Raw genomic sequence first — 22,950 nt, 5'->3', positions numbered from 1 at the left:
TGCTTGGTTTTTTTGTTAAACAGTAGGAGATTCGTTTGATACAAAGATATCTTCATGTTTCTTTGTAGTACTTAAAACAAATTTATGTTGTAGTAATTGTAGTTTAAATAACGCCAAAGGATCATGATATGTTTCTGGATTGCTTCTTAGCGTCGCTAATGTTTGCTCGTCTTCCTGTATCTCAAGTTGAGCTGCATCTACATTTTGTTTCAATATATTAAGTGGATCTTTGAAGAACATCATGATATCACGTTCTAATGCACCTTCAAATACTTCAAATTGAAGGAAGAATTGTTTGGAAATTGTGTGAGCAATTTCTGTATAGTCTTCTGTTTCAATATATTGTTTATATTTGTTGGCGAGCATAGATTGGTTTTTTTGCATATTACCAAATAATTTTCCGGCACTTTTTAAGAAAAACTGTGTCGGTGTAAAGCGTAATAAAATATTGATGTTCGTTACTGTAATTCGATTTGTCATTCGTGCAACATCTCGATTCCAATCATCTAATAATTTAAAATCGCAAGGAAGTTTCATACGTTCTTCTTTATATAATTTATTAAACGTTTCACTCATTTCATCTAAATAAGCTTGAGCTTGAATAAATTCATTATGTGCTGTTTCAATCCATTCTTGAATAGACCCAGTAAATTTAGGAAGAAGTACCTGTTGTACATGCTTTTGAACACGTTCATTCATTGCAGCATTTAATTCTTCATGAACTAGTTTGAAATCACTATCTTCTTGAACAAGATCAGAGCAACTCTGTAATAATTCAGGAATTTGAGAATGTATATCTCGTGTAATTTCTTCTTTCGTTAAAAGATAGGATTCGGTAATAGAGCGAATTTTATCTTTTTCAAGAGCAGTAAGGTTATTAATAAATCCAGTAAGTTTCACTGAGATGTGTTTATTCCAGCGTACGGATTTTACTAATGTATTTTCTAATTCCACACGTTCATTTATGAGATAAGCAATTGTCTTTTGTGTAAACCATATTAGCTTTTCTATACGTTCTTTTTCTATATCGCGTTTTGCAAGATTAGAGAGAATAGATTCTGTTACATCTCCAAGTTGCTGGCTACTCTCTTGCGAAGGAGAGTATGGGAAGAATTGTGCATCTGGAAAATGTACTTTAAGTTTACTAATTAGTTTTTCATTAGTAGTCGTATTATTTGTGTGTAATACGAAGTGAATTTGTAAGTTTGGTACTTGTTCACGTAAATAAATTAATGTATCAATTTCTTTACTATGCAATGGTGAAGAAGAATTTAATACGTAAACAAGACTATCTGCTGCTTGTAAGTATTCAAAGTATGCATTGTTTTTATCCAATTGCTCTTGAATGGATGGTGTAAGAAGAAATGTAAACTTATTTTTTCTTAAAAACCTACTTGGTAGCTTAATTTCTATACATTTTTTCTCAAGTTCTGACTGAGCAGATGTAGCCGTTATTTGATGGAATTCATCAAGGTTAGGGATATTTCGTATATCTAACTCGGTAAATTCTGTTATTTCAGTTTGACTAGCGTCTTTAAATAGAATAGGAGTTGTTAAAGTTTCAGTTAAGATGTTCTCTCCCAATATTGAATTAACAAATGATGTTTTATCATGGTCACTAGTTCCAGCTATTAGTAGTGGTGTGACATTTAAATCACATAGTTCATGGACTAGTAGCGTAAATTGATGACTTAAATCTACATCATTTTTCTCAGCCCATACAGCGATTGTTTCGAATAAATGAGAAACTGTTTCCATATTTACATCTGCTTCAGCTGATGTATTAGAAAGTAAGGATCCAGCACTTTTTACGAGTAATGATTCTAAAGTTGTAGGTGAGACTTCATTCCATGCTAACACTGCTGCAGAGACAACTAGAGAATCTTTTGCTTTCGTTAAACTAAACCAATTTGTTAATAAATTTGGTACAAGTCCGTTTAATTCATGCATAAAATGATTTCCGGTAATTAATGCAAAGTATGTTTCTTGATAGCGAGTAGAAATTTCATTCCAATCGTCATTATTGTCTGTTTCAATATGCAAGAATAAATGATTAATACTTTGAATCCAAGGAAGGTATAAGGATTCATGTTGATAGCTATTCCAAAGAGCAATAACAAGCTCTTTAAATTGAGCTTGATCAACAGCATATAGAGCTTTTAAAGACTCATAGAAATATTCAGGCTTAATATTTTTTGTAAATCCTTTGTTTATGTAATTTATTAACGTATCAAACCAGTGTAAAGATTGTGTTCGAATACCTTCTTGAACAGCTAGTTCGATAGCGTTGTTCCAATCTTCTTGTTTTTCATAGAAAGAACGTGCAATTGCAGTAATATTTGGATAATCCGGTTGGAATGCAACAGCTTCACTAATCGTCTTAAAAGCGAGTCCTAAACGATCTTGTTCGATATAAAGAGAAAGAAGTTGTAAGGAAACCTCCATCGTAAGAGTTGTATCTTCCGTTTGAATAGATTGATAAATTTCTTCTGCCTTTGGTAAGAATCCTAGTTCAAAATAAGCATCTGCAATATTTTTTGTCGCCCAAAGTGCAAGAGCATTATTTACTTTTTCCCATTTAAATATAGCTGCTTCAAAATCTTTATTTTGATAATAAAATTCACCTTGAGCAAATCGAATATTAGAAATGTTGGAGAATTCATTTTTAGATTCATTTATATATGCTTCACCGAGTACTTCCGATGCAGGAGTAGAAGTTTCTTCTGTTAAAAATGTTTTATAGTAAACTTTTTGAATAAATTGATTTTCAATGGTCATGTTCGTTCCCCCCTGTATAATTTAGAAAAATGATGTCGTATGTAAAAGGGTGTATGTTCTTTTAATAGGTAGAAGTTGCATTATATAGACCAAACTATGTTTTTGCTAGATATATCATTTTTCTTGAGAGTTAAACCGTTGCGAAAAGTAACTTTCCTTTATTGTAACAAAAAAACACGCATATGAATTTTTATTTTTTATCGGGTTATTTGCGGGCAGTAAGAATCTAATCTCAAAATTGTTGAATGTAAGTAAGTTATGTGGGAGTCGGGATGTCTATAGAAGCAAGATTGGCATAGGTTAATAATTAGTAGAGGATAAACAAAACTCCCACTGATTAAAGTTTCACTTTATCTCTGTTAAAGGAAAGAATAGAAGTAGAGTTCATTATAAAAACAATGTATAGTGAATATGTATACCATGTTTGCCTTAAAGATAGAAAGGGTACAATGTGGAATAACGATCGTGCATAGGATGTGTCTTCCGAATGGAACAACATATTGGCGAGTTAATCGCGCATTATGGCTATTTTGGAATTGTTATAGCTTTGGCTGGTGGGATTGTCGGATTACCGATACCAGACGAGTTTTTATTGACCTTTGTTGGTTATAATGTTTCAAAAGGAGTTATGTCAGGAACTGCTGCTTTTTTAAGTGGGATGGCTGGTGCGATGTTAGGGATCACGTTAAGCTACATATTAGGTTTAAAACTTGGGCTCCCTGTTTTAAAGAAATATGGGCCGAAAATTAGAATTAAAGAACATCACATTGAAAAAACACATATTTTATTTGAAAAATATGGGCCATTTCTTTTAATGATTGGTTATTTTATACCAGGAGTACGTCATTTAACGGCATATTTTGCTGGAGTATCAAATTTGACATTTTGGCGTTTTTGTTTGTACGCTTATGGTGGTGCGCTTATTTGGATAAGTGTTTTTATTGGGCTTGGCTGGAAGTTAGGCGAGAAGTGGCGCTTCGTTGAGTATAGTTTACATCATTATGGAATATGGATTTTATTAATTTCAGCAGTTGTTACATGTGTTGTATGGTTGTACATAAAGAAAAAGAAAAACCGCTAATAGCGGTTTTTTTTAGCTGAAAGCAATAAATAATACACCAGCTGTAATAAAGACTACACCAACACCGGTCATAAAGTTTAACTTTTCACCGAGGATAATCATAGCGAGAATGATAGAAAATACGACGCTTAATTTATCGACAGGAGCTACTTGTGAAACCTTTCCTGTTTTGAGGGCAAGAAAATAAAATAGCCATGACGAAGCACCTGCAACCCCACTTAATGTGATAAATAGCAGTGCTTTTTTATTTAGCAGTACGTCGCCGATATTTTGAAATTTACCTTGTATGATAATAACGCCTATCATAAATAATGCCATAATAATAGATCGAATTGTTGTTGCAACGTTTGCATCGATTCCGTCTAAACCAAACTTTCCAAAAATAGATACAAGGGCAGCAGCAATTGCTGATAATAGTGCAAATAAGAGCCACGAACTCATAGTAAAATTCCTCCAATCTTACAGTATTATACATGAAAATGATTCTCATGTATAAAGTTGAAGCAATTGAGCTTTATAGGAAGTGCGACTTCAACTTAACTTCTTGCTCCACCTGAATTTTAAGGTGGGAGTTTTACTGCCTGCAAATAGTGGGCTGAATAACGAAATAATCCCCACCTTATATTTTTAATAAGGTGGGGATTATTATACTACTCTGCAATTTCCTCATATAAAAAGTACGTTACATTATAAATATGTTCTACCTCATCGTCTGTCATAAACAGTAATTCGTCACGCTCAATCCCTTTTTTCTTTTCAATAAACTCAATCATGTTTTTGCGTTCTTCTCTCTTCATCAATTTTATTTCTCCTCTCAATCTGTTTTAATACAGTTTATTTAAGTTAATGCTATTATATAACAGAATCTTTAGAAAGTTCCACCTATTTTATTGTTTTTTCAAAAAGAATTTTTCGACAAAACAAGCCCACCTAAGGGGGGGCTTGTTTTATTTTATAGTCGTAAAAACTCAGGCTCCGTCGTACCGGCACCATCAATGTAATAAATTGTGTCGGGATTGATTTTTATCAATACGTAATTAGGGTCTTCAGGACCGAGTAACCAACGTTTTAAGCTATTATTCCAAAACTTATTTTTTAATGTTGAGTCTTCCTCGATTGAAGCTAACCCTTCAACTTCAATATAATCTTCATCTAATTTTTTTCCTTCACGTCCAAGTAGTACATGGACATTAGGATTTTGTTCGATATCTGTTATCTTTTTTGATTTTCGATCTGTTGCAACATATAGTACAAAATCTTCATGGAAAAACATCATAAAGGCGCTATGAGGTTTCTCGTTACGTACTGTAGATAATACACCAGTACGTTGTCCTTGAATAATAGTTGCAATTTTCTCTTTTAAGTGCATATTCTTTACCTCTTTTCCTAATTTATATTTTCTCTGTTTAAACAAGATAATTTAAATATCTTTCATACTGTTTTCTTCAAGTCGATTTTTTAAACGTAATCGTGATGAAATCGGACAAGTTAGGAGAAGAATAATAATAATATTGAGGAGAAATACATACGATGGAAGGATGAAAAGCATGTTTAATAAAATATTTCTTATAGTAGCACTTATAGGTGTACCACTATCTGTACTTGGCAAAACACTTCATTGGCCAGAAACAATTATGTTCGCTGTGTATTGTATCACGATTATCGCATTAGCTGGTTTTATGGGGAGAGCAACAGAGAGTTTAGCAATTGTTTCTGGTCCTAGAATAGGCGGATTATTAAATGCTACTTTCGGTAATGCTGTTGAACTTATCATTTCAATTTTTGCACTTCAAGCAGGGTTAATTGAAGTGGTGTTAGCTTCTTTAACCGGTTCTGTACTTGGAAATTTATTATTGGTAGGAGGGTTATCTTTCTTTGTTGGAGGTCTTAAATACAAAAGACAAAGTTTTAATGTATATGATGCAAGGCATAATTCAGCTTTATTAATATTTGCTGTTGTTGTGGCCTTTGTTATTCCAGAGATTTTTTCAATGAAGATGGACGCTGGCAAGACGTATCAATTAAGTATAGGTGTTTCTATTATTATGATTATCATGTACCTTGCTGCATTACTATTTAAGTTAGTTACGCACCGTGGTGTATATCAACATAAAAGTGACGAAGTAGCGCATGAAGAAGAGCCAGAGTGGTCGAAAGGGAAGGCGCTCCTTATTTTAGCGATAGCAACACTGGCAGTAGCTTATGTGTCAGAGGCACTCGTACATACTTTTGAAACTGTTGCAAAGTCATTTGGCTGGTCAGAGTTATTTATAGGGGTTATTATCGTTGCAATTGTTGGGAATGCAGCGGAACATGCGTCTGCAATTATTATGGCTTATAAAAATAAAGTAAATATTGCAGTCGAAATTGCAATAGGCTCTACATTACAAATCGCCATGTTTGTTGCTCCTGTATTAGTATTGCTATCTATGTTTTTCGCGCAAAGGATGCCTTTAGTATTTACCATACCAGAACTTGTGTCTATGATTACAGCTGTTTTCTTAACGATTGCGATTTCAAATGATGGAGATACAAACTGGTTTGAAGGTGGCACTTTACTAGCGGCGTATGTCATTATGGGAATTGGTTTTTATTTATTATGAAAAATAGGCATAACAATTGCGCTCAGAGAAAACAATAAACGAAGTAGTATATATACCTACATAGGAAGGAGCCAGACAGGTGAAACGAGTATACAGCATATGTCTTTCAACTATGGTCTCGTTTATTTTATTATTTCCTAACATGAGTTTTGCAAAGACAACAGTAGGAACAAAAATGCCTTCATCTGTTTTAAATATTTCTAAAGACAATACATTTCCAAATGATGCGCAAGATTTACCGCGTTTACAGCCGAGTAAGTTTGCTCAAGAATTATTAAAAACAGCAAATATTAAAATTGAAAATCCGGACTTAATTCGAATGTTTAATGAAACGACAATTTCGAATGCGCCGCTTGCGGTAGGGTACCGAGCAAAGATTTATTTAGGGCAATGGGCTTTACATTATGAATCGATTGATACATCGGTTAATTGGGAATATAAACAAGTAAATCGCAATGTTTACGATAATCGTGGAGGAGATCGCCTATATCCACTACGCTATAAGCAAGAAACACAAAAGACGGTTGAAGGCGATTTAACAGCAGATATGAAAGATGCTGCAGATGTGAAGAAAATGATGCTTCTCAAAGCACTTGAAAAAGTACAATTACCCCTTTCGTTTAAAACGACCATTGGTTATGGTACAGGGCATGAGCGTGTGTATAATATTAGTCCGAGTCAACTTGGATATTTATATGCTTATACACCAGCAGTAAATGAAAAAGGAAAAGTAACATTTGGAGAAGTATACCTTGTATTAAAAGGAAATCAAAAAAGGCTTGTTGTAAAAAATATTACTTCTCAAGGAATCGGCGCTGCTATCCCAATTCATGATCATTTGTATTTTAAATTCATTTCTTCTTCTCATTCGCAATAATATAAAAAAACGTCAGCTTATAAGCTGACGTTTTTTTATAATGTAATATTTGCTGTTTTTGATAAGAAATCTTCGGTTGGATAGTAGCTGTTTTTTACAAGAACATTTGGTCCAAGACATTTTACTGCTGGACAGTGACAGCTTAATGATTTTGCTGTTTTTGAAGCGCTCCATTTTTCATACGCTTCTTGTAACGTATTTGTTTGAATGTTACCTAGAAGTGGAACATCACCAAAGTCCGTTACAATAATATTTCCATCAAAAATATTTACATTTAAGCGTGAACGGCCATCTGGATCGTTACGAACAGTTACATTTTTGCTCTCTTGTAATTTTTTAAATGTGGCAATGTCTCGCTCATCATCGCTACAAGCATAGAAAGGTAAAGTTCCAAATAACATCCATACATTTTCATCGCGAATTTCTAGTAAATGCTCAATTGCATCACGAATTTCAGCTTTTGTTAAAATCTCTAGATTACTCGCGAAGTCACTTGGATACATTGGGTGAACCTCATGACGTTTACATCCCATTTCATCAACGATTTGACGATGAATATGTTCAATATGTGGTAGAGTTCGTTTATTTAGCATCGTTTCGGCTGATACGAGTACACCTGCATCTGATAAAGCCTTACTATTTGTAATCATTCTTTCGAATAATTTTGCACGTTGTTCGTAAGTAGGCTTACGCTCCATCATTGCAAATCCGCCTTCAACGAAGTCATCAATTGTTCCCCAGTTATGAGAGATATGCAATACGTCTAAATAAGGAATAATCTGTTCGTAACGTGCTAAATCTATAGTTAAGTTAGAGTTGATTTGAGTGCGAACGCCTCGTTCATGGGCATATTTTAAGAGTGGTGTTACATAGTTGTCGACGGATTTTTTTGAAAGCATAGGTTCTCCGCCAGTAATACTTAAAGAACGTAAATGAGGAATCTCATCTAATCGTTTTAATAAAAGATCCATCGGAAGCGGATTTGGGTCTTTCGGCTGTAACGTGTAACCAACAGCGCAATGCTCACAGCGCATATTGCATAACGTCGTCGTTGTAAATTCAACATTTGTTAATAGTAGTTTGCCGTACTCTTCAAGGTCCATATACGCTTCCCATGGATCGTAAGAAGGAGTAATCGGCTTCATTTTTTGTGATATCGTCATATGAAATACTCCTTTGACTATTGAAATAACAATTTGTCCATTCTCTATAATAGAAGAATATGTGCATTTTATAAAGTGAAACTTTTTAGCATGAAAAGAGAGAGGGCTTACATTATAGTGGATGACTGTGACAAAATTGATGAAATTTCATGCCCATAGCAATCGTTTTTGCGGTATAATAAAAGCAACTCGAATTAAAAGGAGAGTGCCTTCATGGGAAAAGCAATTCAAGATAAAGATACACAATTAGTATATTTAAAAGAACGTTTAAATATGTTCATTGAAGTAATTGATACAATTGAACCTGAAGAAGTAGAATTAGAAGATGTAGATCGTCTTCTTGCAATGTTAGATGAATTAGAATTAAAATGTGAGCAATTTAAAAAAGACGAATAATATATTAAAAAGGCTACCAATTCCAATTTGGTAGCCTTTTTCTGTTCGGGTAATAGAAGGACGATAGAAAAAGAGGTATAATCAAGTTGTGAAAAATTTCATTTATGCTCTAATAGCGTGAAATAAGTAGCTAAAGAGCATAACAATTGAATTTTCAGCTCATAACGTTTTGGTAGCGTTCACAATTGAGGGGGAAGTAACAATGGAAAAGCTTCAAGAAAGCATGTATCAACTAATTGTTGAAACGTCAACGAACTTACCGAAAGATGTTCGTCGTGCGATTCAACAAGCGAAAGAGCGAGAAAATGCAGGGACTCGTTCTGCGATGGCACTTGGCACAATTACAAATAATATTAAAATGGCTGATGATAACATCTCGCCGATTTGCCAAGATACAGGGATGCCAACGTTTAAAATTTATACACCAGTTGGTGTGAATCAATTAAAGTTGAAGGAAGCTATCTATAATGCGCTTGAGCGGGCGACAAAAGATGGTAAACTTCGTCCCAATTCTGTTGATTCTCTTTTTGGAGATAATAGTGGAAATAATTTAGGACCAGGTACGCCGGTGATTAAGTTTGAACAATGGGAAAAAGATTATATTGATGCACGTTTAATCCTAAAAGGTGGTGGCTGTGAGAATAAAAATATTCAATATAGCTTACCGTGTGAACTAGAAGGACTTGGACGAGCTGGCCGTGATTTAGAAGGGATTCGTAAATGCCTTCTTCATGCAGTATATCAAGCACAAGGGCAAGGATGTAGCGCTGGTGTAATTGGTGTTGGTATCGGGGGAGACCGCACATCAGGTTATGAATTAGCAAAAAATCAATTATTCCGTACATTAGATGATGTCAATCCAGTACCAGAGTTACAACATCTTGAAGAGTACGTATTAGAAAATGCGAACAAGCTTGGCATTGGTACGATGGGATTTGGCGGAGAAACAACTTTACTTGGTTGTAAAATTGGCGTCTATAATCGTTTGCCAGCTAGTTTCTATGTATCTGTTGCGTATAATTGCTGGGCATATCGTCGCCTTGGTGTGAAAATCCATCCTGAAACAGGAGACATTATGGATTGGCTATATCAAGAAGGGGAAGATACACTTCAGCATGAAGTACAAGAAAAAACAGAGCAACGTGAGATTGTATTAGAAGCACCAATTACAGAAGAGCAAATTCGTGAACTTCGCGTTGGTGATGTTGTAACAATTAATGGCATGATGTATACAGGTCGTGACGCAATCCATAAGCATTTAATGGATAATGATTGTCCAGTAGATTTAAATGGACAAATTATTTACCACTGTGGTCCAGTTGTTGTGAAAGATGACAATGACAATTGGCAAATTAAAGCGGCAGGTCCAACGACAAGTATTCGTGAAGAACCGTACCAAGGCGATATTATGAAGAAATTCGGTATTCGCGCTGTCATTGGAAAAGGCGGTATGGGTGCGAAAACATTAGCGGCTTTAGAAGAACATGGCGGTGTATATTTAAACGCAATCGGTGGTGCAGCGCAATATTATGCTGAATGTATTAAAGAAGTGAAAGATGTTGATTTCTTACAATTTGGTATTCCAGAAGCAATGTGGCATTTACGTATCGACGGGTTTAAAGCAGTTGTAACGATGGACTCTCATGGTAATAGCTTACATGCAGATGTTGATAAAACATCACTTGAAAAATTAGCTAGCTTTAAAGAGCCAGTATTTAAGTAAATAAAAAATGCATCTCGAATGATTCGAGATGCATTTTTTTGGTATATATAGAAAAACATGTTCAGCATGAAAGAATGCGTTGCAACAGAAACTACAAGTACGATTATATATGGAAAGGAGACTATTTATGAAATATAAATGGTTATATATCGGTCTCATTTTTTCAATTATGATGGCACTTGTTCCAGTTTCAGCACTGGCTTATACAAATACTCCACATAACTGGGGAATCCCGCGTCCTAAAAATGAAACAGTACCAGATGCAGGAAAGTTATATACAGATTTACTACAAAAAAATGGCGGGTTTTATTTAGGAGATACGAAGAAAAAAGATATTTATTTAACATTTGATAATGGATATGAGAATGGATACACAGGGAAAATATTAGATGTATTAAAAGAGAAAAAAGTACCAGCAACTTTCTTTGTAACGGGGCATTACATTAAAACACAAAAAGATTTATTGTTAAGAATGAAGGATGAAGGACACATTATTGGAAACCATTCTTGGAGTCATCCTGATTTTACAGCGGTAAATGATGAGAAACTTCGTGAAGAATTAACGAGTGTAACGGAAGAAATTAAAAAAGTAACTGGGCAAAAAGAAGTGAAATATGTACGTCCTCCGCGCGGTGTATTTAGTGAAAGAACGTTAGCTCTTACGAAAGAAATGGGCTATTATAATGTATTTTGGTCACTTGCATTTTTGGATTGGAAAGTGGATCAGCAAAGAGGATGGCAATATGCGCATAATAATGTTATGACGATGATTCATCCAGGATCTATTTTATTACTTCATGCAATATCAAAAGATAATGCAGAAGCACTTGCAAAAATCATTGATGATTTGCGCGAGAAAGGGTATCATTTTAAAAGTCTAGATGACTTAGTAAAAGGCAATCAACCGTAAGCATGTATGCTTACGGTTTTCTCATGCTATAATGATGTGTAAAAAGGATGGGGAAACGTATGTGGAGCGAGCATGTTACGTTAGAGTATCCGTATCATTTTGAAGAAGTATTAAAACGTTTATCTTTTGATCCTCTTAACGTCATTCAATTAGATGAGAAAGTTATTTATATCCCGCTTTGTATCGACGAGGAACAGGTTGTTGTTCGCTTACAAGGGATTGGTACTGTTCAAAATCCACAGTTTTGGATTTCTAGTCAGACAGGAGATCCAGAGAAAGTCATGAAACGAATGAGAGCCATTTTTCATTGGAATGAACCGTTTCAAGATATACAAAATCATTTTTTAAACACATCATTACGTCCACTATTTGAAACATATGCTCATACTCCAATTATTTTAGAATTTGATTATTTTGCTTGTCTGCTTCGCTGTATCATTCACCAACAAATAAATTTGAAATTTGCTACTGTGTTAACAGAACAATTTGTGAAACGGTATGGAACAGAGAAGAACGGTGTATTCTTTTTCCCCACTCCGGAAATAGTAGCAAATATTTCAATAGAAGAATTGAGAGAGCAGAAGTTTAGTCAGCGAAAGGCTGAATATATAGTAGGATTAGGTCGAAGTATTGTCAGTGGTACATTAAATTTAGCGAGTATAGAAAATGGGACGGAAGAAGACATTTCAGCACAATTGTTGCCAATTAGGGGAATTGGTGCATGGACAGTGCAAAACTTTTTAATGTTTGGGCTTGGACGGAAAAATATGTTCCCGAAAGCGGACATTGGGATTCAGCGTGCAGTGCAAGGTATATTTCAATTAGATGATAAACCTGATGATGCATTTTTAGAAAAATTGAAACAAGAGTGTGAACCATACTGCAGTTATGCAGCGTTATATTTATGGAAAAGTATAGAGTAGAGGTGTAATAATGATACAAAAGCAACATGAGAGTAAGTTGGAAGTTGGTCAAACGTTTCCTGTGACAATTAAACGTCTTGGAATTAACGGAGAAGGCGTTGGTTATTTTAAGAGACAAGTTGTTTTCATTCCAGGGGCATTACCAGGAGAAGAAGTTGTTGCAGAAACAACGAAAATTCAGCGTGGCTTCGCTGAAGCGAAAGTGAAAAAAGTTCGTAAAGCTTCACCGCATCGTGTGAAAGCACCGTGTCCAGTATATGAGGAGTGTGGCGGTTGTCAGCTGCAACATTTAGATTATAAAGAACAATTGAATCAAAAGCGTGATATCGTTGTACAAGCATTTGAGAAGTACATGAAAAACAGTATGGAAGAGAAAATTCGTCCAACGCTTGGCATGGAAAATCCATGGCATTATCGTAATAAGAGTCAATTACAAGTGGGGCGTAAAGACGAAAAGGTTATTACAGGGCTATATAAACAAAACTCACATCAGTTAATTGATATCGCTCACTGTATGATTCAACATAAAGCAACGAATGAAGCGACAAAAGTTGTAAGACGTATTTTAGAAAAATTAAATGTTTCTATTTACAATGAGAAAAAACAAAAAGGTTTAGTACGCACAATTGTAACACGTACTGCAGTTCAAACAGGGGAAGTACAAGTTACACTTATTACAACAAAAGAAGAATTACCAAATAAAGAACAATTTATTGCAGAAGTACAAAAACAGATGCCAGCGGTTAAATCAATTATGCAAAATGTAAACTGGCGTAAAACATCTGTTATTTTTGGCGACAAAACATTTAAATTAGCTGGAAAAGAAGTAATTCAAGAAACACTTGGTGATTTATCATTTGAATTATCAGCACGTGCGTTCTTCCAGTTGAATCCAGAGCAAACCGTTGTTTTGTATAATGAAGCGAAAAAAGCCGCTGCGTTAACAGGCGATGAGAAAATTGTAGATGCGTATTGTGGCGTTGGTACAATCGGTCTTTGGCTTGCAAATGATGCAGCGGAAGTACGTGGTATGGATGTAATTCCAGAAGCGATTGCAGATGCAAGAAAAAATGCGAAGCGTCACGGATTTACAAATACGAAATATGAAGCAGGTAAAGCTGAACAATGGTTACCGAAATGGGTAAAAGAAGGATGGCGTCCAGATGTAATTGTTGTCGACCCACCACGTACAGGTTGCGATGATAAATTACTGGAAACAATTTTAAAAGTGAAGCCGAAACAAGTTGTGTACGTGTCTTGTAATCCTTCTTCATTAGCACGTGATGTACAAGCATTAATGAAGAGCTATGAAGTGGAGTATGTGCAACCAGTTGATATGTTCCCGCATACAGCTCACGTAGAAAATGTAGTGAAGCTTGTTAGAAAGTAAAGTTTATTAATATTCCCTCATGGTATGAGGGAATATTTTCTATGAAGGAGAATATTATGCATAATTATAAATTAAAGATTCAGTACGATGGTGCACGTTTTAAAGGGTGGCAACGTCTCGGTAATAACGATAATACAATTCAAGGAAAAATCGAAAGTGTCATATCTGAAATGGTCGGAAAAGAAATTGAAATTATTGGTTGTAGTAGAACAGACGCTGGTGTACATGCTTTGAATCAAGTTGCTAACTTTCAAAGTGATGAGAAGTTAGTGGAACATAAAGTGAAAAAATATTTAAATCAATATTTACCTAATGATATTAGCATTACGAATGTGGAAGAAGTACATGATCGTTTCCATGCTCGTTACAATTCTAAAGCAAAAACATATCTGTATAAAATTTGGAATGAAGAGCATACAAATCCATTTATGCGTAAATACAGCATGCATGTGAATAAAAAATTAAATGTGAAAAGCATGAAAGCAGCTGCGAAACATTTAATTGGTTCACATGACTTTACTGCTTTTTCAAATGCAAAATCAAAGAAAAAGTCTATGGTGCGAGAAGTATATACACTTGAAGTGATGGAAGAAGCAGGGTTTGTACAAATTAGAGTAAGTGGTAACGGATTCCTTCATAACATGGTCCGAAAAATTGTTGGAGCATTAATTGAAGTTGGATTAGGACAATTAGATGCAGAAGCAATTCCGCATATTTTAGAGGCGAAACAACGCAATCAAATTAATTGTCTTGCGGAGGCGAGTGGTTTGTATTTGGAGAATGTTGAGTTTTAATAGTCATAAAAAAAATCGAGCTGTGTAGGCTCGATTTTTTTATGCTTTGGCGTTAAGAAGATTTTTCTTTCTTCATACGTAGCTTCAAATTCCAAAAAGCAGCAAGCATAATAGCTGCAAAGGAGCCGCTAATTGTTCCTAATAGCTTTGCATAAGGAAAGCTACTCATATCACCATTTATGAATAACATTATACATAGAACAGCAGGGAGAAGGTATAAGTAGTGTAATAACTTTAATTTTTTATCATTACTCATATATATAGCCCCTTTCTAGCATGTTATATGTTTATTATAACATATTTTACCAATTTATTTTTGCACTTGGAGAAATGTTCATTTCATATGTGTAAATGCAGTTTTTTAATTCGATATTGTAAGTTTTGTCTACTTAATCCTAAAAATTTTGCAGCTTGTGAGATATTCCCGTGATACTCTTTTAGAATTTGATTGATGTATTTTTTTTCCATTTCTTCTATTGTGTGCTTTAACGTTTTAGGCGTATCAGTATCGTTATTAGTTAAGAAAGGTTGCATATTGAATTCTTTTTTTATTCGTTCGCGAAAGCGAGTGGGAAGATGAAACGCTGTAATGATGTTTTCATCTTCAACTAAATTCATTGAACCTTCAATGATATGTTCCAATTCTCTTACGTTTCCAGGCCAATCATATGCATATAAAAACTCTCTTACATGCACATCTACATCTGTTACACTAAGTCCGAATTGAATATTGTATTTTTCGATAAAGTGCTGAACAAGAGCCGGAATATCTTCTTTTCGTTCACGTAAAGGCGGAAGACATAAAGTAACGACGCTTAATCGATAATATAAGTCTTCTCGTAATCGATTGTGTGTAATAGCTTCAAGAGGATCTTCATTAATAGTTGCTATAATACGAACGTCAATTTCTTTTTCTTGTGTGCCTCCGATTCTTCTTATTGTTTTTTCTTGTATAGCTCGCAGTAACTTCGCTTGAAGTGCTGGACTTAATGAATTAATCTCATCTAATAACAAAGTTCCTCCGTTCGCTTCTTCGAATAAGCCTGATTTATCTATTGCTCCTGTAAAGGCACCTCGATTTGTGCCAAATAGTAGGCTTTCCATTAAGGTATCAGGTATAGCGGCACAGTTTTGTGAAATAAAGGGTTTTGTTGAACGCTGACTTTCATTATGGATGCTTTGTGCAAATAGTTCTTTACCAGTGCCTGTTTCTCCTACTAGAAGTATGGAGGAAGATGTACGAATTACTCTTTTTCCTTCTGTAATGATTGATTGAATGGCTTTAGAATCACCAATTATGTGATCAAAGGTAAATTTGGTGCTTTGTTTTCGAGAAGGACCCATTTTTATCGTTTGCTTTAAGTGACTAATTTCTTTTGATATTTCAATAGCGCCTTTAATTTTTCCATTTTCTATTATAGGGAAAGTATCGTTAATCGTTGTAATTTCTTGTCCTTTATTGTTAAAATACGTTTGTTTTATATTTTTGTTTGTTTTTCCTAATTTTAATGCCTCTATAAGAGTACTATTTTTATTTTCTTCAAATGCAAATACTTCTAAAGGACTTTTATATAATACATCTGAGCGTTCCATTGATTCAATTTCCATCATTTTGCGGTTGTAGATAATCGTTTTACTTTCCTCATTAATAATATGAATCCCGATATCGAGCTCATTGAGTAAAGTTTCATATAGCATATTCATTTCAACGATCTGTTTTAAATTAATTTCTTCTGTACGCATAGATTATCTTCTCCTCATTTCACCCTATGAAGACTGACTTTTTATAATTTTATTAAAATTCTTATAAAATCGCAAAATTTTTTTGCTATTTTTCTCTTAAAACTTTTCAAATGATAGAAAAATTTTGCGGTTGTGCACACTTTTTTGTGTGAAACTCTCATTTAATATATGAATCAGAGACTTGGTACGTATTTTGCATAAATAATATTCGAAATCTCTAGAGGGGAGAATATGAATTTTTACAGGATATACAACGTTTTGGTGTCAATTAATAAGAGGGAGGAATTTATAAAGTGAAGACAGTTATAGAAGGTGTGTATAGTCCTTGTTATGGAAAAGTAGAGAAGCTATTTGTTGCGGAAAGTTCATACGTATACGAGTGGGAGAAATTAGCGTTAATTGAAACAATAGATAAACAGAAAGTAGAAATTAAGGTAGGAATCAGTGGGTATATCGAATCATTAGAAGTAGTAGAAGGACAAGCCATTGCTGATAAAAAGTTATTAATAACAGTGAGGGATGATCTTTTAATAACAGGTAGTGATTAATAAGTGCTATGTATTTCGCTCTTTTCAATAATCATTTTTATTATGAATGATTTTAAAAACGCTTACATGAAATGGGTTTCCAAAGGGAAAAGGGGGGATTTATATGATGGATCAAAACCAAGGTTTAAAACGTGAATTGAAAAGCAGGCACATATTTATGATTGCACTTGGAGGAGTTATTGGTACCGGTCTTTTTTTAGGATCTGGGTATACAATTCATGAAGCTGGGCCTGGGGGAGCAATTGTAGCGTATCTTGTTGGAGGGTTTGTTATGTATTTAACGATGCTCTGTCTTGGAGAGTTAGCTGTTGCGATGCCCGACGCAGGATCTTATCAAACGTATGCAACGAAGCACATTTCCCCTGCAGCGGGTTATGTAGTCGGATGGATGTCGTGGTTAAACTGGTCTGCTACGATAGGTATTGAACTGATTGCAGTTAGTATTTTAATGAAACGATGGTTTCCTGATGTACCGTCATGGATTTGGTGTGTAGCGTTTGCGGTGCTTCTCTTTGCTATCAATGCATTATCTTCAAGAAGTTTTGCAGAAGTTGAATTTTGGTTTGCAAGTATTAAAGTAATTACAATCATTGCATTTATTATTTTGGGCGGGGCAGCAATGTTTGGTTTTCTAGATATGAAAGGAAATGAACCAGCACCAATGTTCTCTAGTTTTACTGATTATGGTGGATTGTTTCCAAATGGATTATCCGCTATTTTAATTACGATGATTGCTGTTAATTTTTCCTTCCAAGGAACAGAACTAGTCGGTATTGCAGCAGGTGAGAGTGAAAATCCAGAAAAAACAATCCCAAAGGCAATTAATAATACAGTTTGGCGTATACTCGTGTTCTTTGTATTATCTATTTTCATTCTTGCAGGATTATTCCCATGGCAGCAAGCAGGAGTGATAGAAAGTCCATTCGTAGTTGTATTTGATAAAATTGGTATTCCTTATGCAGCTGATATTATAAACTTCGTTATTATTACAGCGGTACTATCCGTTGCGAATTCAGGATTATATGCAACTTCTCGTATGCTATGGTCTATGTCTAATCAAGGAATGATTAGTCCGATTTTTGGTAAGTTATCTAAAAATGGTGTTCCTATTTATGCATTGATTGTAAGCACGATTGTAGGCTGTCTTTCATTACTATCAGGTATTTATGCGGAAGATACAGTTTATTTATGGCTACTTTCTATTGCCGGATTTGGGGCGATATTAGTTTGGGCATCTATTGCTTTATCTAACTTATTAGCTAGAAGGGCATATGTTAAGCAGGGCGGAGATGTGAAGGACTTGAAATTTAAAACACCGCTATATCCATTCGTACCACTTCTGGCATTAGCATTAAATATAACAGTTATAGTTGCTATGGCTTTTATCCCAGAGCAAAGAATGGCGTTATATTGTGGAATTCCATTTATGATTGTTTGTTTACTGTTTTACCGTGCGACAAGAAATAAGGTACGTAAAGTAGAGCATATTGAAAAGATCAATACAACAAAAGTAGAAAGTTTATAATATTGAGTAATTTGGAGACTGTAAAATTGTAAACAGTCTCTTTTTTTGTGAAAATAAAGCTGGAAACATACTATGTATGCAAAGGGGAATTAGCGATGAATCAAGAAGTTTCACAGCTATTAGAACAGATTGATTTACGAAAAGATGAGTTACTAGAGCTTACAAAAACCTTAATTCGTTTTGAAACACTAGCACCGCCGGCGAGAAACACAAATGAGGCGTGGGAAATGAATCCGTTTGAGCCATTTATAAAAGATGGTTGGTTAGTTGGACGTGGTGCGGCAGATATGAAAGGGGGATTGGCTGGGGCACTATTTGCTATTCAGCTTTTACAAGAAGCTGGCATTGAATTACCTGGAGATGTAATCTTTCAATCCGTAATTGGGGAAGAAGTTGGAGAAGCTGGCACGCTTCAATGCTGCAGGCGAGGTTATGATGCTGATTTTGCAGTCGTAGTGGATACGAGTGATTTACATATGCAAGGACAGGGCGGCGTAATTACTGGATGGATTACTGTGAAAAGCCCGCAAACGTTTCATGATGCAACACGTAGGCAAATGATCCATGCAGGGGGACGTTTATTCGGAGCGAGTGCGATTGAAAAAATGATGAAAATTGTGCAAAGTTTACAAGAATTAGAGCGCCACTGGGCAGTCATGAAAACATATGAAGGCTATCCATCTGGAACAACAACAATTAATCCAGCTGTTATTGAGGGGGGAAGGCATGCGGCGTTTATTGCGGATGAGTGCCAGTTATGGATAACAGTGCACTTCTATCCGAACGAAACACATGAACAAATAATAAAAGAAATTGAAGAGTATATTGGAAAGGTAGCAGCTGCCGATCCATGGTTAAGTGAAAATCCGCCACAATTTAAGTGGGGCGGAGAATCAATGATTGTAGATCGTGGTGAAATTTTCCCTTCATTAGAAGTAGATAGGGAACATGCAGCTGTAAAAAAACTTAGCTCAGTACACGAGTCTATTTTATCAAAAAATGCAATTTTAGATATGTCTGCAACGGTAACTGATGGCGGTTGGTTTAGTGAGTTTCACATTCCAGCGATTATATATGGACCAGGTACATTAGAAGAAGCACATTCTGTAAATGAGAAAGTTGAAGTTGAACAGTTAATTGAATTTACAAAAGTGATAACAGCATTTATATATGAATGGTGCCACACGAAAAAATAGATTTGTATAGTAAAATCGTACGAGTATGTATACTTGTACGATTTTTTATTGAACTATTTCAGAGTTGAATATAAACAACTGAAATAGTTCTTTATTTTGCTATGTCTTTCGTTTTATTTCAAGTAATTTCTCTTTTGCTAATTCAACGGCGATCGCATCATCTAAATAGCCAATTGGAAAGAGATAGTCGGGAATAATATCTGTCGATAAAATGAAATAAAGTAATGCGCTCCCAAGAACTGCACGTTCTTCTTTTGAAATGGTTTCATTGCAAAATTGTTGATACATATCTGTTAATTGTTCAATAAAAGGACCTGCACTATCAATTTGCTCTAATTTGCTTGCGAAACTGTTATGAATACGTTTTTCACCTTCTGTTGTCTGGGCATAGCGTTCGTAATTTTCGAGTTCTTGTTTTACGCGAGTTGTAGTGTAATCGAAATCGAATAAGTTAGAGGATTGCAGCGTTTGCTGAATGGTATCAAGAGATGTGTACATATCTGTTTTTTCTTTATTTATGTGAGGAGAATCAGGGTACATTTCATCAAATAACAATTGGGGTGGAACTTGAAGACATTCTGCAAATTTTTGTAGATGTTTTTGTTTTGGCGGTTGTTTGCCATTAATAATTCTTGAGACTGTTGCAGGATCAATATTTGTAAGTATTCCTAGTTGGCGCATAGATAAGGCGCGTTCTTTTAAAAGTTTTTTTATTAATTTGCCAAGCCGATCATTCGGGTTTTCATTAGCCATAGTGTAGGCACTCCTTTTTTAGTGTTGAAAAAATATTGAGCATTTATTACAAGTATATGAAACAGACAGGCACAGTTGCTCAACATTTTCATAATATGCATTGAAAAGTGAGAAAAAGGGGTGACTATTTATGAGTACGGTAGGCTTATTTTCAATTTTTTTAATCGGGATCGCTTCTAATTTAGATAATGCAGGTGTTGGAATTGCATATGGCATTCGTAAAATTCGTATTTCGTGGTTTAACAATTTTATCATTGCATTCTTTGGATTTTTATTTACTTTACTAGCTGGATTTTTTGGAAACTGGATTGCGTTATTTATTTCAGAGTTTACAGCAAATCTGATTGGAGCAATCGTTTTAGGGATAATCGGTGTGTTTATTTTATGTCAGCCTTTCTTGGGCCAAAAAAATACTGCAGGTTCTAAAGATGATAATGTACTTATGGGAATTTTACGTGATCCGGAAAAAGCAGATTTTGATGGTTCTAAAACAATTAGTTTCTCAGAAGCAATTGTTTTAGGAGTTGCGTTGTCTATTAATAATATTGCAGGTGGATTTGATGCAGGGGTAACAAATTTAAATCTTTGGCTTACAGCGACTATTTCTGGGGTGTTTAGTTTTATTTGTATTAGTGGTTTTGCGTATGTAGGAAAACGATTTTTAGCAGAATACTTAGGGAAATGGGCGACAGTTATCGCAGGAGTGTTATTAATTCTTATTGGGATCGATCAGTTGTTGTAAGGAGAGTAGAAAACAAGGTTCGAGTATTTCCTTGGAAATACAGCAAGAGATTGCATATATCGACGTACTTTTCTCCATACTAATACGGATTTCTTTTAAGAAAGGGGGATTTGTATGGGACGCGGGAAAGCATTTGATCATAAGAAAAAAGGGCATGATCATCAACCACCTAAAGGTGCGTTCATTCATAAAGATGTAAATGAACATACTTTGGAAGAGGAAGAGCTACCAGTAAATATTGAGGCGTATAAAAATAGTTTAAAAAAACATTAAAAGCACCTACATAGGTGCTTTTTTACCGTATATCTTCAATTAATTGTTCGGATTCTTCATGCATACTGTACTCACTTAATACTTGAATGCAAAGCCACTTTAATTCTTCAATCGTATGCTCAAGTTCTTCAGGAAGCACATGATAAATGTCTTCAAGTCCCATCCCGAAATGAATAAGTTCAAGTACTTGATCATCGATGTTCCGATCCATTAATAATTCAAGTACTTCTAAATTGAATATGTATCGGTGAGCTTCGTCGAGTGAAACAACTTTTAACTTCAAGCTTTCTACAATACTCAATATAAAAAGAAGGATTGTTTTTTCAAGAACAGGTTGTTTTCCCATTTGAAATATTAGTTTCATCTTTCACACCTCCACATATAGCGCTAGGTTGTACTATATTATTCAGGAGGGGGGAACAAATATGCATGATATAGAGAAACTTTCAGCACTGTTTTTGTAAGAGGATTGATAACTGACAAAAGTGAGGTTTTGGCGAAATAAAAAATCCTGCTAGTATAGCAGGATAACTCGCGATTAAAAAATGCTCCAACCTTCTTGAGCAGAAAGAAGTTCAAGAATTTTAAAACCGGCAATACTATTTCCGTTTGCATCTAAAGCTGGTCCGAAAATACCGATTCCCATGTCTCCTTTTACGCAGCCAAAAATACCACCGGCTACACCACTTTTTGCAGGAATACCAACACGAATTGCAAATTCACCAGATTCGTTATACATACCACATGTGACCATAAATGTTTTGCAAATTTTTGTAATATGTTTAGGGATGATTTGTTTTTTCTTATATGGATCATATCCATCCATTGCAAAAATTAAGCCGATACGTGCTAAATCGATGCAGTTTACTTCAACTGCGCATTGACGAGTATATAAATCCATAAGTTCTTCAATATCACAATCGATAATTCCGTTTTGTTTCATATAATAACAAAGTGAACGGTTTAGGTAAGCTGTCTCTAGTTCTGAATCGGCAACTTTAGAGGAATAATTAATAGTAGGATTATCTGTTATTTCACGTACAAAATGAAGAATACGTTCCATTTTTTCCTCGTTATCTTTTCCTGCTAACATGCTTGTAATAGCTAAAGCTCCTGCATTTATCATTGGATTAAGGGGTTTGGACGGACTTGTCGTTTCTAACTTAATAATAGAATTAAATGGGTCACCCGTTGGTTCCATTCCAACTTTAGAAAATACATATTCTTCACCACGGTCTAAAAGGGCAAGGGCAAGTGTAATTACTTTGGAAATACTTTGAAGAGTAAATAGTGTTTGTGAGTTACCTGCATGGATATATTCTGTTTCTTTATGGAAAATGGCAATCCCTAAATCGTCTGGATTTGCATTTCCTAGTTCGGGGATATAAGTAGCAAGTTTTCCTTTTTTCGTATATGGTTTTACTTGTTCTAACAACTGTTGTAAGTTGTTTGTTTCAATGCACTGCATAGTACCAACGCTCCTATTTTGAATTAACTAAGTTTACTTTTCCCGATATGCTCGGAAATAAATA

General features: G+C 34.9%; 24 protein-coding genes. 14 read left to right on the top strand and 10 right to left on the bottom strand.

Annotated elements, in window-relative coordinates; all coding sequences use genetic code 11:
- Nucleotides 1-15: 15 nt before the first annotated feature.
- On the bottom strand, nucleotides 16-2,778 hold the full coding sequence (locus tag ACS2CR_RS08345; RefSeq protein WP_000151409.1) for a tetratricopeptide repeat protein: 2,763 nt from the start codon (nucleotides 2,776-2,778) through the stop codon (nucleotides 16-18).
- Nucleotides 2,779-3,265: 487 nt separating this feature from the next.
- Between ACS2CR_RS08345 and ACS2CR_RS08340 the strand changes: the two genes are divergently transcribed.
- The gene (locus ACS2CR_RS08340) at nucleotides 3,266-3,859 is read left to right on the top strand and encodes a DedA family protein (protein ID WP_000434873.1); all 594 of its coding nucleotides are present in this window, start codon (nucleotides 3,266-3,268) and stop codon (nucleotides 3,857-3,859) included.
- Nucleotides 3,860-3,871: 12 nt separating this feature from the next.
- Here ACS2CR_RS08340 and ACS2CR_RS08335 read toward each other — a convergent pair whose 3' ends face one another.
- The 3 genes from ACS2CR_RS08335 to ACS2CR_RS08325 form a co-directional block, all read right to left on the bottom strand.
- Nucleotides 3,872-4,300 (bottom strand): EamA family transporter, encoded by a 429-nt coding sequence (locus tag ACS2CR_RS08335; RefSeq protein WP_000100296.1) that lies wholly within the window; start codon nucleotides 4,298-4,300, stop codon nucleotides 3,872-3,874.
- Between the two features lie 209 nt (nucleotides 4,301-4,509).
- Nucleotides 4,510-4,656, bottom strand: coding sequence for a BH0509 family protein (locus ACS2CR_RS08330; protein ID WP_000817786.1), 147 nt, complete (start codon nucleotides 4,654-4,656; stop codon nucleotides 4,510-4,512).
- A 155-nt stretch (nucleotides 4,657-4,811) separates the two neighbouring features.
- Nucleotides 4,812-5,228 (bottom strand): pyridoxamine 5'-phosphate oxidase family protein, encoded by a 417-nt coding sequence (locus tag ACS2CR_RS08325; protein WP_053512345.1) that lies wholly within the window; start codon nucleotides 5,226-5,228, stop codon nucleotides 4,812-4,814.
- A gap of 178 nt (nucleotides 5,229-5,406) precedes the next feature.
- On the opposite strand from ACS2CR_RS08325, the gene cax reads away from it, so the two are divergent.
- Nucleotides 5,407-6,462, top strand: a complete 1,056-nt coding sequence (gene cax / locus ACS2CR_RS08320; protein ID WP_000482133.1) for a calcium/proton exchanger — start codon at nucleotides 5,407-5,409, stop codon at nucleotides 6,460-6,462.
- Between the two features lie 79 nt (nucleotides 6,463-6,541).
- Nucleotides 6,542-7,339, top strand: a complete 798-nt coding sequence (locus ACS2CR_RS08315) for a YfkD famly protein (RefSeq protein WP_016111330.1) — start codon at nucleotides 6,542-6,544, stop codon at nucleotides 7,337-7,339.
- 35 nt (nucleotides 7,340-7,374) lie between these two features.
- On the opposite strand, the gene yfkAB is transcribed toward ACS2CR_RS08315, so the two are convergent.
- On the bottom strand, nucleotides 7,375-8,502 hold the full coding sequence (yfkAB, locus tag ACS2CR_RS08310) for a radical SAM/CxCxxxxC motif protein YfkAB (protein WP_000156008.1): 1,128 nt from the start codon (nucleotides 8,500-8,502) through the stop codon (nucleotides 7,375-7,377).
- A gap of 213 nt (nucleotides 8,503-8,715) precedes the next feature.
- On the opposite strand from yfkAB, the gene ACS2CR_RS08305 reads away from it, so the two are divergent.
- The 6 genes from ACS2CR_RS08305 (at nucleotide 8,716) to truA (ending at nucleotide 14,638) form a co-directional block, all read left to right on the top strand.
- Nucleotides 8,716-8,898, top strand: coding sequence for an SE1561 family protein (locus ACS2CR_RS08305; protein ID WP_000513558.1), 183 nt, complete (start codon nucleotides 8,716-8,718; stop codon nucleotides 8,896-8,898).
- A gap of 202 nt (nucleotides 8,899-9,100) precedes the next feature.
- Nucleotides 9,101-10,621: a class I fumarate hydratase gene (gene fumA / locus ACS2CR_RS08300; RefSeq protein WP_000413520.1), complete on the top strand. Its 1,521-nt coding sequence runs from the start codon at nucleotides 9,101-9,103 to the stop codon at nucleotides 10,619-10,621.
- A 127-nt stretch (nucleotides 10,622-10,748) separates the two neighbouring features.
- Nucleotides 10,749-11,531, top strand: coding sequence for a delta-lactam-biosynthetic de-N-acetylase (gene pdaA / locus ACS2CR_RS08295; RefSeq protein WP_000875956.1), 783 nt, complete (start codon nucleotides 10,749-10,751; stop codon nucleotides 11,529-11,531).
- 59 nt (nucleotides 11,532-11,590) lie between these two features.
- Complete coding sequence (locus ACS2CR_RS08290; protein ID WP_000269418.1) at nucleotides 11,591-12,454, top strand: DNA-3-methyladenine glycosylase family protein; 864 nt, start codon at nucleotides 11,591-11,593, stop codon at nucleotides 12,452-12,454.
- Nucleotides 12,455-12,464: 10 nt separating this feature from the next.
- Nucleotides 12,465-13,844 carry a 23S rRNA (uracil(1939)-C(5))-methyltransferase RlmD gene (rlmD, locus tag ACS2CR_RS08285; protein ID WP_000615200.1) on the top strand — a complete coding sequence of 460 codons (1,380 nt, stop codon included), beginning with the start codon at nucleotides 12,465-12,467 and terminating at the stop codon, nucleotides 13,842-13,844.
- Between the two features lie 56 nt (nucleotides 13,845-13,900).
- A complete protein-coding gene (truA, locus tag ACS2CR_RS08280) occupies nucleotides 13,901-14,638 on the top strand; it encodes a tRNA pseudouridine(38-40) synthase TruA (RefSeq protein WP_053512344.1) in 738 nt (245 codons plus the stop codon).
- 52 nt (nucleotides 14,639-14,690) lie between these two features.
- Here the strand turns inward: truA and ACS2CR_RS08275 are convergent, their stop codons facing one another.
- The gene (locus tag ACS2CR_RS08275; RefSeq protein ID WP_016111385.1) at nucleotides 14,691-14,894 is read right to left on the bottom strand and encodes a hypothetical protein; all 204 of its coding nucleotides are present in this window, start codon (nucleotides 14,892-14,894) and stop codon (nucleotides 14,691-14,693) included.
- An 83-nt stretch (nucleotides 14,895-14,977) separates the two neighbouring features.
- Nucleotides 14,978-16,381, bottom strand: coding sequence for a sigma-54 interaction domain-containing protein (locus ACS2CR_RS08270; protein WP_053512343.1), 1,404 nt, complete (start codon nucleotides 16,379-16,381; stop codon nucleotides 14,978-14,980).
- 293 nt (nucleotides 16,382-16,674) lie between these two features.
- On the opposite strand from ACS2CR_RS08270, the gene ACS2CR_RS08265 reads away from it, so the two are divergent.
- From ACS2CR_RS08265 to ACS2CR_RS08255, 3 genes are all read left to right on the top strand, one after another.
- Entirely contained in the window at nucleotides 16,675-16,929 is a 255-nt protein-coding gene (locus ACS2CR_RS08265) for a biotin/lipoyl-containing protein (protein WP_000859483.1), read from the top strand.
- Nucleotides 16,930-17,032: 103 nt separating this feature from the next.
- Nucleotides 17,033-18,454: an amino acid permease gene (locus ACS2CR_RS08260; protein ID WP_000969238.1), complete on the top strand. Its 1,422-nt coding sequence runs from the start codon at nucleotides 17,033-17,035 to the stop codon at nucleotides 18,452-18,454.
- 95 nt (nucleotides 18,455-18,549) lie between these two features.
- On the top strand, nucleotides 18,550-19,650 hold the full coding sequence (locus ACS2CR_RS08255; RefSeq protein WP_153602578.1) for an acetylornithine deacetylase: 1,101 nt from the start codon (nucleotides 18,550-18,552) through the stop codon (nucleotides 19,648-19,650).
- Nucleotides 19,651-19,749: 99 nt separating this feature from the next.
- Here the strand turns inward: ACS2CR_RS08255 and ACS2CR_RS08250 are convergent, their stop codons facing one another.
- Nucleotides 19,750-20,403 (bottom strand): DUF1232 domain-containing protein, encoded by a 654-nt coding sequence (locus tag ACS2CR_RS08250; protein ID WP_001262775.1) that lies wholly within the window; start codon nucleotides 20,401-20,403, stop codon nucleotides 19,750-19,752.
- 130 nt (nucleotides 20,404-20,533) lie between these two features.
- On the opposite strand from ACS2CR_RS08250, the gene ytaF reads away from it, so the two are divergent.
- Together ytaF and ACS2CR_RS08240 are read left to right on the top strand one after the other, a co-directional pair.
- Nucleotides 20,534-21,145 carry a sporulation membrane protein YtaF gene (gene ytaF, locus ACS2CR_RS08245; RefSeq protein WP_000108728.1) on the top strand — a complete coding sequence of 204 codons (612 nt, stop codon included), beginning with the start codon at nucleotides 20,534-20,536 and terminating at the stop codon, nucleotides 21,143-21,145.
- Nucleotides 21,146-21,259: 114 nt separating this feature from the next.
- A complete protein-coding gene (locus ACS2CR_RS08240; protein WP_000532409.1) occupies nucleotides 21,260-21,418 on the top strand; it encodes a hypothetical protein in 159 nt (52 codons plus the stop codon).
- Nucleotides 21,419-21,440: 22 nt separating this feature from the next.
- Here ACS2CR_RS08240 and ACS2CR_RS08235 read toward each other — a convergent pair whose 3' ends face one another.
- Nucleotides 21,441-21,782, bottom strand: a complete 342-nt coding sequence (locus tag ACS2CR_RS08235) for a DUF3969 family protein (protein ID WP_000766604.1) — start codon at nucleotides 21,780-21,782, stop codon at nucleotides 21,441-21,443.
- A 174-nt stretch (nucleotides 21,783-21,956) separates the two neighbouring features.
- Complete coding sequence (gene glsA, locus ACS2CR_RS08230; RefSeq protein ID WP_001149850.1) at nucleotides 21,957-22,886, bottom strand: glutaminase A; 930 nt, start codon at nucleotides 22,884-22,886, stop codon at nucleotides 21,957-21,959.
- Nucleotides 22,887-22,950: the final 64 nt, after the last annotated feature.

This window comes from Bacillus cereus group sp. BceL291 (assembly GCF_051776705.1).
Classification (GTDB): Bacteria; Bacillota; Bacilli; order Bacillales; family Bacillaceae_G; genus Bacillus_A; species Bacillus_A cereus.
This window is presented reverse-complemented; position numbering and strand designations above follow the sequence as displayed.